This is a genomic window from Myxococcus sp. XM-1-1-1, from assembly GCF_020037095.1.
GTDB classification, from domain to species: Bacteria; Myxococcota; Myxococcia; order Myxococcales; family Myxococcaceae; genus Myxococcus; species Myxococcus fulvus.
On record NZ_JAIQDH010000009.1, the window covers coordinates 241,141 to 257,497 of the forward strand.

Genomic DNA, 16,357 nt, shown 5'->3' on the forward strand with positions numbered 1-16,357 from the left:
GTGGGCCATGGGATGCCCGATGTTAAACGTTCACCATGCCGAAGCTCACGCTCGTCCCGAATGAAATCGAGGAGTACGCCCGCGCGCACACCGCGGCACCCGCGCCACTGTTCGAGGAACTCAAGGACATCACCCGGTCGCGCACGACCTCTCCCGGAATGCAGGTGGGCCCCGTCGAGGGCGCCTTCCTGAAAATGCTCGTCTCCCTCACGAGTGCGAGGCGCGTCCTGGAAATCGGGACCTTCACGGGATACTCCGCTCTGATGATGGCGGAGGGGCTCCCGGGCGACGGTGAGCTCATCACCTGCGACATCAATCCCGAGACGGCGGAAATCGCGCGCGCCTTCTTCGCCAGGAGTCCGCAGGGTCGGAAAATCCAGCTTCGACTCGGGCCTGCCCTGGAAACCCTGAAGACGCTGCGGGGTCCTTTCGACCTCGTCTTCATCGACGCGGACAAGGGGAACTACGGCGCCTATTGGGACGCGGCGGTGCCGCTGGTGCGTCCGGGCGGGCTCCTGGTCGCGGACAACGTGCTGTGGTCCGGGCGCGTGCTCAGCCCGGAGTCGGAGTCGGACCACGCGATGGTGGCCTTCAACGCGAAGGTCGTGGCGGACGCGCGCGTGGAGCCGGTGCTGCTGACGGTGCGTGACGGGATGATGCTCGCGCGCAAGCGCTGACGTCAGTAGCGCGCGAGGAAGCGCGTGAGCCCGGGGCGCAGGGCCTCGCGCTGCGCGATGCACTGGTCCACGCGCTCCAGCGACTGGGCCAGCACGCGCTCGCCGCCCTCGACGTCGCGGGCGCGCGGGCCGAACACCCGGGCCACCTCGTCGCGGTGCGCGGCGTCGCAGAAGAACCCGCCGCCGCCGAGCAGCCACGTGGTGAGGTCGCGGGGCAGCCGCTCGCGCAGGGCGTCGAAGTGCTCGTGCAGGAAGGTGAAGGCCACCTCGCGTGTGGGCGCCTCCGACAGGAGCCCGAAGAGGATGGCCAGCGCCTCGCGCGTGTCCACCTTCGCGTCCAGCAGCAGCTCCAGGCTCTTCTTCGCGAGCGTCACGTCGCGGAAGCCGCCGAGCGTGGCGAGCAGCAGCCGGCGCTCCTCGTCGGTGGCGGTGCGCGCGGCCGCGCGCAGGCGCTCGTGCAACTCGGCGTCACCCGCCGCGGCGGCCGCGTTGAGGACGGTGGCCCGGTCCTCGGGCGCGAGCGTGCTCCGGTCCTGGAGCCAGCGCAGCGTGAGTCGGCGCGCCTCGGCGCGCAGCCTCGGGTCCTCGCCCTCGGTCGTCGCCATCGAGAGCAGGGAAGGGCGCATCAGCCGCGTCTCTTCACTCTCCCCGGGGCGCGACACGAAGCCCACCGCGCGCGCGCGTCCGCCGAAGAGCCCGCGCACGAAGCGCGCCCGGTGCGAGCGCAGCGAGTCCGGCACCAGGTCCCGATGCACGCTGTCCACCACCTCCGCCGCGCTGCTGACCAGCTCCGCGTCGCCCTCGCCCAGCCGCGCCACCAGCGTGAGCGCCTGGCCGACGTCCAGCTCGCCGCTGCCGACGAGCGCCCGCGCGTCCGCCATCAGCACCAGTCGCTCGGGGACGGTGAGGCGCGCGCCGCCGCGTCGCGCGAGCTTCTCCAGCCCGTCCCCCCGCAGGAGCGCGTGGTAGTAGCCGCGCGCGTCCGCGTTGGGGTGCACCCAGTCCGGGCAGCCCTTCGCCTCGGTCAGCGCCAGGGTGTCACGGGCGCCGGTGAGCACCGTGCATGCGCGGCCCTCCTTCTGGCCCACCGCGTAGCGCACGCACAGCGGCACGCGCCAATCCCGCGTCCCGGAGGTGTCCTTCGCGCCGAGGGGCAGGTAGCGCTTCTGCTCCAGCGCGAGCCGGGGCGCGCCGTCCTTGGGGCACTGGAGCGTCATCGCCACCAGGGGCACGCCGGGCTGGTCCAGGAAGGTGGAGAACGCGGGCGCCACGTCCTGCCCGGCCTCGAGCGACAGCGCGTGGAAGAAGTCCTCCGTGGTGGCGGTGCCGCGCGCGTGGGCGCGCAGGTAGTGACGCACGCCGCGCTGGAACGCGTCCTGTCCCACCCACGACTCGAACATCGCGAGCACCGCGGCGCCCTTGCCGTAGGTGATGCCGTCGAACGCGCCGTGGATGTCGCCGGGTGACTCAATCGGCTGGCGGATGCTGCGCGCGGTGACGAGCCAGTCCTCCTGCATCGCCTGCCCGCGCGCCTCCACGCGGCGCACGTCCGCGCGCCACCCGGGCTGCCAGCGCTTCACCATCTTGAAGGCGAGCCAGTCCGCGAAGGACTCGTTGAGCCACAGGTCGTCCCACCACGCGGGCGTGACCAGGTTGCCGAACCACTGGTGCGCCAGCTCGTGCGCCTGCGTCTCGGCGAAGCCGCGCTGTCGCCACAGCGTGTCCGTCTCCGGCGTGCGGAGCATCAGCGGCGCGCCGAAGGTGATGAGGCCCGGGTGCTCCATGGCGCCGCCCACGAGCCCCGGCACCGCGAGCACATCCAGCTTCGAGTACGGATAGGGCGAGCCGAACCACTCCTCCAGATGGGCGAGCAGCGGCGCGGTCACGGACGCGGCGTACGCGGCCTCCGCTCCCCGCCCACGGGGCACCAGCATGCGCACCGGCACCTTCGCCTCGCCCGCCGTGCCCGCGTCCACCGCGTCGAAGGGCCCCACCGCGAAGGCCACCAGGTACGTGGGCAAGGGCGGCGTCGTCTGGAAGCGCACCGTCTTCCAGCCCTCGGCCCCTGGCTCCTCGGCACGCACGGGCATGTTGGAGAAGGCGGCGTCCTCCGCGCGCACGCGCAGGGTGAGCGACCAGGGAATCTTGAAGCCGGGCTCGTCGAAGCAGGGGAAGGCGCGCCGCGCGTACAGCGGCTGGAACTGCGTCATCGCGTACCAGCGGCCCTCCTCCTCTTCACGGAAGACGCCGCTGTCCTCCTTGTCGTACGCGCGGCCCGAGTACTCGACGTGCAGCGTGACGGTGCCCGGCGGAAGCGGCGCCTGGGCGACGAAGGCGAGCAGGTCCTCGCCCACCGGCATCGCCTCCACCGGCACGCGCGAGTCCGCCGTCTGGACGTGCGCGCGCCGCAGCGCCAGCTCGGTGCCGTGCAGCCAGAGCACGCGCGTGGGCTCCGACAGGGACAGCTCCACGTCCACCTCGCCGCGGAACGTCTCCTGACGCGGGTCCAGCTCCAACGTCACCGACTGCCGCGTGGGACGCACGCCGGCCTCCAGGCGCAGCCCGGGTGGCACGAGCGCTTGGGGCATCTCCACGGGCGCGGGCACGACGCGAGGGCGAGGCATCGGCGTGGGCGCCGCGTCGCGTGAGCGCCCCAGGCACCCCACGAGGAGGAGCGTCAGCCAGAGTCCGAGGATGGCGCCAAGGTGTCCCAACCGCATCGAGGAGCTCCGTCCCGTCCGACACATGCGACGCGTGATGGTGTCCATTCCATCACCGCCGCGACAGGGACGGTAGCGCCTCGATGGGGGTCGCGGGTGACGCGCCCCTCGGAGCGAACGCGCGGTGCGTCAGCCGCCCTGCACGGGGAAGGCGGCGAGCAGCTCGATGAGGGCGGGGCCGTACAGCTTCAGCCGCTTCTCGCCGAGGTAGGGCACCCGGGCGAGCTCCTCCAGGTTCGTGGGCGGCTGGCTGAGCAGCGCATCCATCAGCGGGTTGGTGAGCACCACGCTCGGCGTCACCTTGCGCTCGGTGGCCTTCTCCACGCGGAACGCCTTGAGCGCGTCCTCGCGCTTGCGGCGGTTGGAGTCCTTGGGGCCCTTGTTCTCGCGCTCCGGCGCCAGCTCGCCCTTCTGCGACTTCTCGCGCTGCTCGCGGACGATGGCGAGCACCTCGTCGCCATGGGCCCGCACGAAGACGCCCCGCACGCCGGCCGCGCGCGCCAGGTCCTTGGGCGTGGAGGGCAGCCGCGTGGCGATGTCCGCCAGCGCCATGTTGGAGAGCATGCGCCCCATGGGCACGTTCTCCTGCTCCGCCCACTCCAGCCGCTTCTTGTGCAGCGCGTGCGCAATCGCGTTCGCCAGGGTGAACTGCGCGGGGGACAGCCCGGTGCGCGGCAGCTTGGGCTTGAAGTCCGCGCCCACGTCGGGCCGGGCGACGGCCTCGTCACACAGCCGCTCGCAGTCGAGCGTCACCTCTTCCAGGATGTCCGCGTCGATGCACGCCTGCCGCACCTGCCGGCCCAATTCGCACAGGTAGCGCACGTCGTTGGCGATGTAGGTATGCATGCCCGGGGGCAGCGGGCGCAGCGAGAAGTCCGACTGCTGGTGCTCCTTGGGCAGCTCCACGCCCAGCTTCTCGCGGGCCACGTCCGCCAGGCCTACCTTGGGCCAGCCCAGCAGCGTCGCGGCGCGGTGCGTGTCGAATAGGCCCCGCACGCGCACGCCCGCCTCCGCGAGGAACTGCAGGTCGCCCTGCGCCGCGTGGAAGTACTTGGTGCGCTCCGGGTCGGCCAGCAGCGGGGCGAGCAGCCGGGCCTCCACGTCGGGCTGCAGCGTGTCGAAGAGGAAGACGTCCAGGTCCGTGGCCACCTGGAGGAAGCACAGCCGGGCGCGGAAGGCGTGCATGGAGTCGGCCTCCAGGTCCACGGCCAGCTCACGCGCCGCCTCCAGCTTCTGGAGGGCGCTCCGGGCCCCTGCGGCATCCACCACGTCCACGTCACCCTGCGGGTAGGTAGGCATCGAGCTGAGCAGGCTAGCGGACCGGACCGCCTGAATGACGTGTTTTTTCCCGGGCCGCCGCTAGGATGGCCACGCCGATGAATGACGTCCAGCGCCTGGAGAAGAGTCTGCTTGGCCACATGGGCCGAGCCATCGCGGACCACCGCCTCATCGAGGACGGGGACCGCATCATGGTGGGTGTGTCCGGAGGCAAGGACTCCTACACCATGCTCTACCTGCTCCGGGAGCTGCAGCGCCGCGCGCCGGTGAAGTTCGACCTGCTCGCGGTGAACCTGGACCAAGGACACCCGGGATTCCCCGGCCACGTCCTGGAGGAGTACTTCCAGCGAGAGGGCTACGCGTACAAGCTCCTCAAGGAGGACACGTACAGCATCGTCCTGGAGAAGACCCCGCCGGGGAAGACGCAGTGCGCGGTCTGCTCGCGCATGCGCCGGGGCATCCTCTACACGGCGGCGGTGGAGCTCGGGTACAACAAGATTGCCCTGGGCCACCACCGCGACGACCTCATCCACACGCTCCTGCTGAACCTGTTCTTCGCCGGCTCCATCAAGGCGATGCCGCCGCTGCTCAAGAGCGATGACGGGCGCAACGTGGTCATCCGGCCGCTGTGCTACGCGCCGGAGAAGGACATCGCGAGGTTCGCGGAGCTGAAGGCCTTCCCCATCATCCCGTGCGACTTGTGCGGCACGCAGGAGAACCTGCAGCGCAAGCGGATGCAGAAGCTGATGGAGGAGCTGGGCAAGGAGATTCCCAACGTCCGTCAGAGCGTGCTGAACGCGATGGCCAACGTGCGGCCGTCGCACCTGATGGACCGGACGCTCAACCCGGACCCGCTCAACGCCGGCGGGGCCGAGTCGGGGGCGCCCACTCAAGACACGCAGGACACGCAAGGGGGAGCCAGCCCATGGCTCGAGAGCAGGCAGTGAGCGCGCGCAAGGAACGCAACGCCGCGCTGGTGGAGGTGATGTTGCTGGCGGCGATGGCGGACGGCCGTGTCTCTCAGCGGGAGATGCAGACGTTGATCAGCCGCGTGCTGGAGCGGCCGGAGTTCGAGGGCACGCGTCCGGAGGAGCTCAACGCGCTGGTGGAGTCCAGCGCGGCCCGGCTGTCGGAGGCGCGGGATTTGGAGGACGTGCTGGCGTCGTTGCGGCGGCGGCTGCCGGACCACAAGAACCGGATGCTGGCCTTCGGGCTGGCGGCGGCGGTGGCGCTGGCGGACCAGCGGGCCACGCGCACGGAGCTGGGACTCTTGAAGACGTTCCAGGCCGCGCTGGGCATCTCCGAGGACGAGGTGGCGCAGATCATCGACGTCATCGAGAACGGCGGCAGCCTGGCGGAGGCGCTGGGCGAGCCGCTGGAGCGGCTGTTCGCGGAGGTCATGGTGCTGGTGAGCGCGGCGGACGGGCGGCTGAAGGAGGCCGAGGCCCGGGCGCTGGTGGAGAGCTTCGCGGCGGACCCCCTGTTCGAGAACGTCAGCCCGGAGCGCGCGCAGAGCTTCGTGAGCGAGGCGGTGTCGGCCCTGTCCGCGGAGGGGCTGCCCCAGCGGCTCCAGGTGCTGGCCCACGGCCTGACGACGCACACCCAGCGGCTGAAGGCCTTCCGGCTGGCCACGAAGATTGCCCACGCGGGTGGGGAGCCCAGCCTGCCGGAGCAGCGAATCCTGGACCTGCTCCAGGCGACGTTCGGTCTGGCCGACGACGAAGTGGCGCGACTGGGCAGGGAGGGGTAATCAGGGGGCGGTCATGACCCTTCAAGTCCCTTCCGCGACCCGACACTCGTTCCGCTTCGGACTGCCGCCGTCATTGGGCAGTGAAACGGCGCGGGAGCGCGCGGACCGGCTGGCGGCCTTCCTCCAGCGGGCCATGGGCAAGCTGGTGGAGGTGAGCGTCGCGTCCAGCTACGAGACGCTCGCCAAGGACCTGCTTTCCGGGCGCGCGGACGCGGCGTGGGCGCCTCCCTTCGTGTGCGCGCGGATGGAGGCCATGGGGGTGCGGGTGGTGGTGCGCGGGGTGCGCCGGGGCATGTCGTCCTACCGCTCGGCGCTGGTGTGTCGGGCGGGGGCGGGGCTGTCGGTGGACCGGCTCAAGGGCGCCACGGCGGCGTGGGTGGACCGGGATTCGGTGGCGGGGTTCCTGCTCCCCACCGCGTACCTGAAGGCGCAGGGCCTGGAGCCGGCGCGGGCCTTCTTCGCGCAGCACTTCACGGGCTCGTACCGTGGCGCGCTGGAGTCGGTGCTGGACGGCAAGGCGGACGTGACGAGCGTGTTCTGTCCGCCGGCCTCCACGGGGCTGACGTACACGACGGGCGTGGAGGATGTGCTGGGGGCGGGCGCGGGGCGCCGCTTCGAGCTCATCGCGTACACGGACGAGGCGCCCAACGACGGCGTGCCGGTGGCCATGGGGCTGCAGCCGCAGCTGGTGACGGCGCTGGAGACGACGTTGCAGGGCCTGCAGTCGTCGCCCGAAGGCGTGGCGCTGCTCAAGGACATCTTCAACGCGGAGCGCTTCGAGCCCGCGCCGCGCATGGGCTACCGCGCGCTGTACCGCGTGGCGCTCGCGAGCCTGTAGCGCCTGGCGTGGGGTGGGCCGCATGCCGCGACGCGGCGCGCGTTTTCGCGTGGACGTCCGGGCGAGCGCATGCAGGATGCCGCGCATGAGCGAGCTCAAGAGCTACGAGGGCGGCTGTCACTGCGGGCAGGTGCGCTACGAGGTGAAGCTGGACCTGTCCCAGCCGGCCATCCAGTGCAACTGTTCCATCTGTCAGAAGACGGGGACGATGCTGAGCTTCACGCCGGTGTCGCAGTTCACGCTGCGCTCGGGCGAGAGCGTCCTGACGGACTACCAGTTCAACCAGAACATCATCCACCACCTGTTCTGCTCGAAGTGCGGCGTGCGCTCCTTCGCGCGCGGCAAGGGCCCGGACGGCTCCGAGATGGCGGCCATCAACGTGCGCTGCCTGGACGGCGTCGACCTGAACACGGTGAAGACGTTCCAGTACGACGGCCGCAGCAAGTGAGTCACCGCGCCTCCGGGACACGAGGTCGCGGTGTCCCGGGGGGCGTGGGAGGTCGTTCCGACGCGGGGCAGGGGATGTGATGCAAACACCAGCACCTCGGACTGCGAGCACCTCGAGGTGGGCCCGCGTCCTCGCGGTCGTGGCCAGTGCGTTGCTGTGTCTCTACGTGTTCCGTCCGCTCGACGGATACCTGGGGGAGCTGGCCTCGCTCGCCTTCAGGGAGGACACCGTCTTCGCGCCCGGCTATTCGGCCTTCAAGTTCTGGCGGATTCGCCGGGGGATGACCGAGGCCGAGGTCGAGCGGCTCGTGGGCGGGCCGCTGAAGACGTGGACGCCTCGGGATGTCGACCTGGATGAAGTGTATTGGAGCTACTCCCACTCACCTGGGGATACTCACTACCGCATGCGTCTGGTGTGTTTCCGTGACGGCCGCGTCCACGACCTCCACACCGAGTTCTATGTCGACTGAGGTCGAGCCGAACGCGAGGGTGCCGGGGCTACGGCTCCTCGGGTTCCTCGGGAGGCTCGGGAGTCCGCGTGGGCACGCGCTTGGGCGCCGAGCCCGCTGTCCTGCCCGGAGGCGGTGAGGGCGCCTTGCCGGAGCCGGTGCCTCCCTTGGCGGGCATCGGCGCGGCGGACGAGGTCGAGCCACCGCTTCGCGTGGGCGCCGCCGAGCCACCACTCGTCCCGCTTCGTCCGGCCACCGGCGCCGCAGCCGCGGAGGACCCCGTGGGCGCGCGCCGGGCGGGCGCCATGGGCGAGGTGGACGACGCGGACACACCGCCCGGGTCCTTCACCATCGCTGGCGCCGAGGCCGAGGAGCCTCCAGGCTTGCGCGCCGGCGTCCCCGCGGGCGTCGGACGCGCCGTGGGCCGCTGCCCGGAGCCCGCCGTGTCACCCGCCGCCGCGGCCGCCGCGGCCGCCTGCTGACGGGCCGCGAGCCTCGGGTCGTAGTGGATGACGGTGGGCTCGGCCGCGAGCCGCTCCTCCTCCAGCTCCTCCGAATACGTGTCCTGCATGAACGCCGCGAGGTGCGCGGGCGTCGCGTGCAGCTTCTGCTGCACCAGGAACTCATCCAGCGCGAGCTGCACCTCGCCCGCCGACGCGAAGCGCTCCTCGCGCTTGCGCGCCAGCGCCTTGAGCACGATGGCGTCCAGCGCCTTCGGGATGTCCGGCATCACCTCGGACGGCGGGACAATCTTCGTCCCCACCACCGCCTTGAGCGTGGCGATCTCCGTGTCGCGCTTGAACAGCCGCTGGTGCGTCAGCAGCTCGTAGAACACCGTCCCCAGTCCGAAGATGTCGGAGCGGTGGTCCAACGGCTCGCCCCGCGCCTGCTCCGGGGACATGTACGCGTGCTTGCCCTTGATGGTGCCCACCACCGTCTGGGAGAACTTCCCCGACGCCTTGGCCACCCCGAAGTCGATGAGCTTGACCCCGCCGTTGTAGCCGACGAGCACGTTCTGCGGCGACACGTCCCGGTGGATCAACGCCAGCTTGCGCCCCGACGGGCTGCGCGCGTTGTGCGCCGCATCCAGCCCCGCCGCCGCGTCCGCGATGATGCGGCACTTGAGCCCCAGGGGAATCGTCAGCTTGCGTTGCTGCGCCCTGAGTCCCAGCGGCCCCACCGCCTCGCCGTGCACGTACTCCATGGCGATGAAGTACTGCCCGTCCACGTCACCCAAATCATAAATCTGGGCGATGTTCGGGTGGTTCAGGTGCGCCGCGATGCGCCCCTCGTCCAGGAACATCTCGATGAACTCATCGTCCTCGGACAGGTGGGGCAGCAGCCGCTTCACCACCAGCAGCTTCTGGAAGCCCACCGGCCCCTTCTGCCGGGCCAGATAGACGGCGCCCATGCCGCCGATGGCGATCTTCCGGAGCAGCTCGTAGCGGCCGAATGTCTCCACGTCGACGCCACGATAGCCGCGCCGGGGCCACATGCGGAAGCCCGCGGCGCGTCATTTCCCCGCCACACCCAAGGCCCCACCTCCCGGAGGACGTGGGGCCTCCCGCACTCAGGGGCTCGAGGTGGGCGGCGCCTTGCACACGCTGCGGTAGCGCACCTCCACCGCCTGGCCGGGACGAGGCACCGCCGCGCCGCCGAAGACGATGGAGTTGGTCGCCCCGTCGTATGCCCACTGGCTCTCCGGCACCGCCTGGCCCTGCACGTACACGGACATCTCCGCTTGGCCCGTGGGCGTGGTCGTCAGCGGGAAGTCCGCCTGCAAGTCGCCCGCGCGCTGGATGACCGAGTCGAGCAGCGGCCGGTAGTTGCCCTCGCAGATGGACTCCGCCCGGCCACCCGTGCCGCGCGCCACCTCGACGAAGCGGTCCGCGTCGCTGCCCGCCGTGGTGCAGCGGCCGTCGGTGGGCACCAGCGCGTACAGCTGGCTGCGGTGCGACATGCCCGTGCCCTTCAGCGTCTGGAGGAACTGGATGTAGCTGTCCGGCGCGAAGCCCGAGTTGTCGTCCTCGTCCGCCAGCACCACCACCGCCATGCGCGCCGCCGGCCGCGTGAAGCCCCAGTTGCCGTCGTTGGGCTGAGCGGTGCGCGGGTCATCCGTCTGCTCGGACAGGGGCGCCGACAGGGCCTGCCGCATCGTCTCCAGGCCCTGCACCAGGTTGTGGCACAGGCCCACGTCGATGTTCGCCTGCAGGCCCGCCGCCGCGTTGGGGCTGGAGCTGGACAGCACGCGCGCCCGGTTGCCGTCCACCGGGAACAGGCGCCCGGCCTCGCCGCCGTTGGCCCCGCCGCCGCACTGCGGCCCGCGCTGCACCAGGCCCGTGCTGGTGACGCCCATGCGCACGTCCACGTTCTGCTGCCGCGCGTAGTCGAGCCAGCCCGGAATCGCCGCCTTCAGGCGCTCCTGGTACGGGTCCATGGTCGTCGTGTTGGAGACCACGAAGAGCACGTCCAGCTGGCTGTCGGTGCCCTGCGTGTAGCGGTCCACCTGGATGCCCTCGTGGTTGGTCTCGCCGAGCAGCGGCACCAGGAAGGGCGTCGGGTCCGTCGCGGTGCGCAGGTACAGGGGCGAGTAGTGCTGGCCCAGCACGGTGCGCGAGTAGTCCACCTCCAGCTCGAAGCCCTCGCCCGCCTGCAGCGTGCGCGGCTGGGGGATGGGCGTCAGCAGCGAGAACTGCGTGCTCGTCCCCTGGCCGATGTCCGCGCCCGTCACCGTGAGCGGCTCGCTGCACCGGTTGGAGATGTACGTCTTGCGAGGCGCCGCGGCGCAGTCGTAGCGGATGGGGCCGAAGTCCACGTAGGACGGCGTGGCCACCAGGCAGCTCTGGCGCGACACCCCCTTGAGCGGCAGCGTCACCGTGGGCGCCGCGGGGTTGTTCACCGTGAGCTTGAGCTCACCCGTGTACTCGCCCTCCGTCTGCGGCCGGAAGGCCACCATGGCGCTGAAGGCCGTGTCGTAGAGCACCACGCCGCCCGTCAGCCGGCCGCCCGGCATGAAGAACGCGCCGCCCGCGTCGTTGGACAGGTGCACGTCCTTCACCGCGCACTCGGCCCGGCCGGGGTTCTTGAAGCGGAAGCCCAGCACCGCGCCGCGGCCCGGCACCACGTTGCCGAAGTCCATCATCGGCTGCGGCGACAGCTCGTACACGCACGGGCCGCTGGTGCGCGAGCGACCGGTGAGGATGATTTCGCGCTCCGCGTTGAACAGGTCATCCGAGCGCACGCGCAGCCGGGCCCGGAAGCTGCCCTCCACCGTCGGCTCGAAGTAGACCTTCAGCTCCAGGGCGTCGTTGCCCGGGGCAATCTCCAGCCCGCCCGACTCCAGCGTGGGCCACGCGCCCGACGCCCACGGCAGCCGCTGCGTGCCGCGCGTGGGCACGTCCACGTTGAACTGGTTGCTGTCTCCGTCGGACGCCACGCCCATGAAGCGCAGCGAGCCGTTGGTGCCCGCGTTGGTGATGCGGATGACCTGCTCCACCTTGCCGCCCACCGGCAGCTCGCCGAAGTCCAGCGCCACGGGCGTCACCGCCAGCGTGGGCCGGCCGCCTCGCGCGTCCAGGATGACTTCTGACTGGCGCGGCTTGTCGGACGCGTACTGCACCTTGAGGTCACCCACGTTGGGGCCGGAGAAGCGCGCCGCGAACTCCATGGGCAGCTCCACCACCTCGCCCGGCGCCACCGTGGAGCCCTCCGGCTTGGAGAGCGGCACGAAGGCGTGGTCGCTGGTGATGAGCTGCGAAATCGTCACCGGCCGCCAGGTGATGTTGCGCGCGCGGGTGAACGACTGGGTGCGCTCGTGCACCGGAATCAGGTCGAACGGCACGGGCGCGGGGTCGAAGACGAAGGCGCTCGCCACCGAGTTGCCCTTGAGCTCCACCACCGACGGCGTGCACGCCTCGCACGAGCGGACCTCCAGCCTCGCGTCCATGCTGCCCAGCGCGCGCGGCAGGTACTGCGTGCCCACCTCCACGGTGGAGTTGGGCGGAATGGTAATCGTGTCGGGCGTGAAGGGGTCCGGCCAGTCGCCGCGCACCGCGAGCGTCAGCGGCAGGTCCACCGGGTTGTTGATGGTGACCGTCAGCTTGCGCTCGCTGTCCACCTCCAGCGTCTCGTAGTCGAGCACCGGCGGGAACAGGCCAATCTGCGTCGGCGTGCCCAGGCCGGTGACGCGCACCTGCGCCTGCGCGCCCTGGTTGGCGTCCGTGGAGACGAACACCGTCTCCTCCGTCACGCCCTCGGCCAGCGGATGGAAGCGCACCTTCACCAGGTGCGACTCACCGGGCATCACCCGGCCGCCACCGTCCGTCAGCTCCACCTCGTATGAGGGGTTGCCGATGATGGCCAGTGCCTCGATGGCGAAGAAGGGCACATAGCCGACATTGCGGATGCGCACTTCGCGCTCCCGCCACTCGCCCACCGGCACCTCGCCGAAGTCGAGCACGTCCATGTCCACCACCGCGGTGGCCTGCACCGAGCGGGTTTCATTCCCCTCGTGACACGCCATCGTGGTGGTGACGAGCACCGCCAACGCGAGGACTCGCCCCCTCAACCCCATCCCCATTGTCCGCTCCCTCACCCTTCTCCCCACACGCCCCCGGATGGGTCCGGTGCGTGATCCGCCGAGGCGCGGTAATCCAAATCGCATACCAACCGAAAGGACGAGGACGCTGTCCTGAATTCAAGGGGTTGGGATGCGCAGTGGCGGTAAGGAGCCTGGGGTGGAACCGACTTGCCCACGCCTGGGAAAGAGTTTTCCGGGCGTTCTGACCGGGTGACAGCCCTTCAGCGGATGAAGTCCGCGAGCGCGCGGGCGACATCCTGGGCACGCTCCATGTGGACGTGATGCCCACCCGGGAGCACGAGCGGAGGGCCCGAAAGTGTACGCAGCGCCGCGAGCCGCCGGTCCAGCTTCGCCGCGTCCGGCCACAGCCCGTCCTGGCCCCGGACGAGGAGCACCGGGCAGCGCACCTGCTCCTGCAGCGCCAGCCACTGCGCCTCGTCGTGTCCGTGCGCGAACCTCCGGCGGTGTCGTGGATCAAACGTGAAGACCACGCCTCCTTTCTCATGGGGCCGGGTGCCGTGCCGGGCCAGGTGCAAGGCGGCGGCCGGGGGCAGGGTGGGGTTGTTCTCCCTCAAGCGCGCGGCGGCGGCCTCCACGTCCGGATAGGGCTTGGAGTTCGGCGGCCGGCGCGCGTCGTTCATGAAGGCGCGCAGCCGCTCCACCGCGTACTCGGGCGGGCCGCCGGTGGGGCCCAGGCTCTCGATGAGCGCCACGTCCAGCACGCGCTCGGGCCGCACCGCGGCGTACGTCAGCGCGATGATGCCGCCGAGCGAGTGGCCGACCAGGTGGGCCTGCTCGAAGCCCAGCCCGTCCAGCGCGGCCTCCACGTCCAGGAGGTGGTCTCCCGCCTGGTAGTTCGCCTCGGGCGGGGCGTGGGCGCTCCGGCCCATGCCTCGGAAGTCGAGCAGCGCCACGCGCCAGTCGGCGGGCACGTGCTCGAGCACGGCGTCGAAGCTGTGGGAGTGGTCCAGCCAACCGTGGAGGAACAGGACGGCGGGCCGGGTGGGGGCGCCTGGACGCACGCGCACGTGCAGGCGCAGGCCCTGGGCGTCGACGAAGCGGGATTCGAGAGAGAGGGACACGGGCGGCTCCTGACCCGTGCCTTATCTCATGGTCCGCCTAGCGGACCGGCGACGGCGGACGCGGCGGCCCACCCGTGTCCGGCTTGGACATCACCATGGCCAGCTGCCGGGCCTGGTTCTCCGTGGCGCACCGGTACTCCTGCACCTTGCCGTTCTCCTTCTCGATACGGAGAACCCAGACGTCGTTTTCCTTCGTCACGTTCGGACGTTGAGACATGTGGCGGTTCCTCCCCGCCACGGCGGTAAGCATGTCTCATGCCCGACAACGGGGCTTGAGCCAAATACCTGATATCCGGATGCGCTCCCCCGCACAGGTGGGTGGAGGTGACAAATTTGGTTCGCCGTTGCGACAATTTTTGGAGGCTGACCCCGACAGTCCTTGCGTAGTACCCCAGGGCTGGGTCGGCGTGGACCTGCCGATGTGAGGCATTGCGCTCAGGGGGCGTCGGGCCACTCCCAGGCGGAGCGGTAGCCGGCGCTCGTTTGAGTTCCTTCGATGAAGCGGGCGTAGAAGGGGTGGCCGCTGAGGGTGGCGGAGTCGCCCACGACGAAGAGGTGGCGGCGCGCGCGGGTGAGGGCGACGTTCATGCGGCGCAAATCGTTGAGGAAGCCCACCTGGCCCTCGCTGTTGGAGCGGGTGAGGGAGACGAGGATGGCGTCCTTCTCGCGGCCCTGGAAGGCGTCCACGGTGTCGACCTCCACGTCGGGGGCGAAGGGCTCCAGCCGCTCGCGCAGGCGGTGGGCCTGGGCGCTGTAGGGCGTAATCACGGCGAGCTCGCGCTGGGCCAGGCCGTGGCCGAGCAGCGCGCGCACGCGGGCCTCGATGAGGTCCGCCTCGCCGGTGTTGAAGAGGCTGTGGGTGGTGGGCTCGACCTCCTCGTCGAAGCCCTTGCCGGCGGTGTCGAGGAAGAGGACGGGCGGGGCGTCGACCTCGGTGCCCGGGGGCAGCACGTCCTGGAGCGTGTGGTCCGCGACGGAGGGGTGCGCGCGCAGCTGGCCCGCGTACATCTCGCGCGAGGGGAAGTCCATGATGCGCGCGTTCATCCGATACTGCTCGCGCAGCATGCGCTTGACGCCGTCGCCATGGTCCTCGAGCAGGCGCTCGAAGAGGCTCACCGCCAGGCCCGCGCGCGCGGCTTCCTGTGAGAGCACGGTGGGCGGCAGCTGCTGCGGGTCTCCGGCGAGGATGACGATGGGGGCGCGCAGGAAGCCCAGGAGCGCGAGCGGCTCGGTGGCCTGGGTGGCCTCGTCGAGCAGGGCCAGGTCGAACTTCTCGCCGGCGAGCACGCTGGACTCCAGGCTCGCGAGCGTGACGCAGACGACGTCCGCGTTGGCGAGCACGGAGCGCACGGCCTTCTTCTCCAGCGCGCGGGCCTCGTCGAGCATGGCCTTGGCTTCCGTGGTGGAGGCGCGGGCGTTGGAGAAGCGCTCGCGGCTGCGGCCCTGGGTGCGCTGGCGCCGGGCGTAGCCGAGCAGGGAGAACGCCTCGTCGAAGAGGTCTCGGGAGATGACGCGGTCGGGGTGCTCCTCCACGACGATGTCCAGGGTGTGCTCCTGGAGTCGGGCCGCGACGCGGGCGGGGTGGCCCACGCGGATGGCGCGCAGGCCCTTGGCGAGGCACAGGTCCAACAGGTGGTCCACGGCGGCGTTGCTGGCGGCGGTGCACAAGAGGCGCTGGCCTTTGGCCACGGCCTGGGCGGCGACCTCCGCGAGCACGGTGGACTTGCCGGTGCCCGGGGGGCCGTGGACCAGGAAGAAGTCCTCGGCGGCGAGCGCGCGCTTCACGGCGTCGAGCTGCTCGGGGTTGAGGGGGCGGCTCGGCTCGAAGTCCCTGGGGGTATCGGAGCGCGGGGGCTCGTTGCCCAGCAGGACCTCGCGCTTGCGGCGCTCCAGGCCCTTGTCCATGGCCTTCACGCGCTGCAGGCCCGCGCGCATGCGCTCGTAGGTGATGTCGTTGGGGACGACGTCCAGGCGCAGGAGGCCCTCGTGGACGTAGGGCGGCGGGGAGCGCTCGAAGGCGAGCTGCAGGCGCGTGGCGCTGGCGCGGGAGACGAGGGCGCGCGCGGGCTCGCTCACCTCGGCGCGGCGGGGGAGCACGGCGACCAGGTCTCCGTTGTGGAGCCGGGCGGGCAGGCGCGCGCGGTCGGCGCGGGCGAGCGTCAACAGGACGCGGCCTCCCAGGCCGACCGCCTCCTCCACCGTCTCCAGGTCGAGGACGGACAGGCCCTGCTCCTCGCGCTCGTGGAGGGACAGGCCCTGGGCGAGGGTGGCCAGGCGGGCTTTCTCGGCCTCGCGCTCCTTGGCGAGGAGGGAGCCGAGCTGGTCGAAGAAGGAGACGTCACGGGCCATGGCGCCGAGTCATGCCACGCGGGCGAGTCGGGCGGCCAGTGTCTTGGGTGGGCCCGTGTCGCCCGGAGGGCGGAGCGGTGTTCCCGTGCACGTCGCGATGGTCAGCGCCGAGGCCAGGCCAGCGGACTTTCGCGCGGCGAGGACGCGAAGGACGGCCGCTGGCGGCGCTCCGTGAACGATGGATGCGG

Annotated in this window: 13 protein-coding genes; 6 read left to right on the forward strand and 7 right to left on the reverse strand. The window is 71.1% G+C overall.

Annotated features, from left to right (window positions below):
- Positions 1–35 precede the first annotated feature (35 nt).
- Positions 36–677, forward strand: a complete 642-nt coding sequence (locus tag K8640_RS19895) for an O-methyltransferase (protein WP_223748445.1) — start codon at positions 36–38, stop codon at positions 675–677.
- A 2-nt stretch (positions 678–679) separates the two neighbouring features.
- Here K8640_RS19895 and K8640_RS19900 read toward each other — a convergent pair whose 3' ends face one another.
- Together K8640_RS19900 and K8640_RS19905 are read right to left on the reverse strand one after the other, a co-directional pair.
- Positions 680–3,397 (reverse strand): M1 family metallopeptidase, encoded by a 2,718-nt coding sequence (locus tag K8640_RS19900; RefSeq protein WP_223748446.1) that lies wholly within the window; start codon positions 3,395–3,397, stop codon positions 680–682.
- 129 nt (positions 3,398–3,526) lie between these two features.
- Positions 3,527–4,696 carry a ribonuclease D gene (locus tag K8640_RS19905; RefSeq protein WP_223748447.1) on the reverse strand — a complete coding sequence of 390 codons (1,170 nt, stop codon included), beginning with the start codon at positions 4,694–4,696 and terminating at the stop codon, positions 3,527–3,529.
- Between the two features lie 65 nt (positions 4,697–4,761).
- Here K8640_RS19905 and ttcA point away from each other — a divergent pair, with 65 nt between their 5' ends.
- From ttcA to K8640_RS19930, 5 genes are all read left to right on the forward strand, one after another.
- Complete coding sequence (gene ttcA, locus K8640_RS19910) at positions 4,762–5,622, forward strand: tRNA 2-thiocytidine(32) synthetase TtcA (protein WP_223748448.1); 861 nt, start codon at positions 4,762–4,764, stop codon at positions 5,620–5,622.
- Positions 5,601–6,425: a TerB family tellurite resistance protein gene (locus K8640_RS19915; RefSeq protein ID WP_223748449.1), complete on the forward strand. Its 825-nt coding sequence runs from the start codon at positions 5,601–5,603 to the stop codon at positions 6,423–6,425. Before ttcA ends, K8640_RS19915 begins: the two co-directional genes overlap by 22 nt.
- Positions 6,426–6,438: 13 nt before the next feature.
- The gene (locus K8640_RS19920; protein WP_223748450.1) at positions 6,439–7,263 is read left to right on the forward strand and encodes a phosphate/phosphite/phosphonate ABC transporter substrate-binding protein; all 825 of its coding nucleotides are present in this window, start codon (positions 6,439–6,441) and stop codon (positions 7,261–7,263) included.
- A gap of 85 nt (positions 7,264–7,348) precedes the next feature.
- Positions 7,349–7,711, forward strand: a complete 363-nt coding sequence (locus tag K8640_RS19925; RefSeq protein WP_223748451.1) for a GFA family protein — start codon at positions 7,349–7,351, stop codon at positions 7,709–7,711.
- Positions 7,712–7,850: 139 nt separating this feature from the next.
- On the forward strand, positions 7,851–8,180 hold the full coding sequence (locus K8640_RS19930) for a hypothetical protein (protein ID WP_223748452.1): 330 nt from the start codon (positions 7,851–7,853) through the stop codon (positions 8,178–8,180).
- Between the two features lie 28 nt (positions 8,181–8,208).
- Here the strand turns inward: K8640_RS19930 and K8640_RS19935 are convergent, their stop codons facing one another.
- The 5 genes from K8640_RS19935 to K8640_RS19955 form a co-directional block, all read right to left on the reverse strand.
- A complete protein-coding gene (locus K8640_RS19935; RefSeq protein ID WP_223748453.1) occupies positions 8,209–9,621 on the reverse strand; it encodes a serine/threonine-protein kinase in 1,413 nt (470 codons plus the stop codon).
- Between the two features lie 108 nt (positions 9,622–9,729).
- On the reverse strand, positions 9,730–12,738 hold the full coding sequence (locus tag K8640_RS19940; protein WP_223748553.1) for a choice-of-anchor D domain-containing protein: 3,009 nt from the start codon (positions 12,736–12,738) through the stop codon (positions 9,730–9,732).
- Between the two features lie 221 nt (positions 12,739–12,959).
- The gene (locus K8640_RS19945; RefSeq protein ID WP_223748454.1) at positions 12,960–13,820 is read right to left on the reverse strand and encodes an alpha/beta fold hydrolase; all 861 of its coding nucleotides are present in this window, start codon (positions 13,818–13,820) and stop codon (positions 12,960–12,962) included.
- Positions 13,821–13,857: 37 nt separating this feature from the next.
- Positions 13,858–14,037 carry a hypothetical protein gene (locus K8640_RS19950; RefSeq protein ID WP_223748455.1) on the reverse strand — a complete coding sequence of 60 codons (180 nt, stop codon included), beginning with the start codon at positions 14,035–14,037 and terminating at the stop codon, positions 13,858–13,860.
- 218 nt (positions 14,038–14,255) lie between these two features.
- Positions 14,256–16,169, reverse strand: coding sequence for an AAA domain-containing protein (locus tag K8640_RS19955; protein ID WP_223748456.1), 1,914 nt, complete (start codon positions 16,167–16,169; stop codon positions 14,256–14,258).
- Positions 16,170–16,357 lie beyond the last annotated feature (188 nt).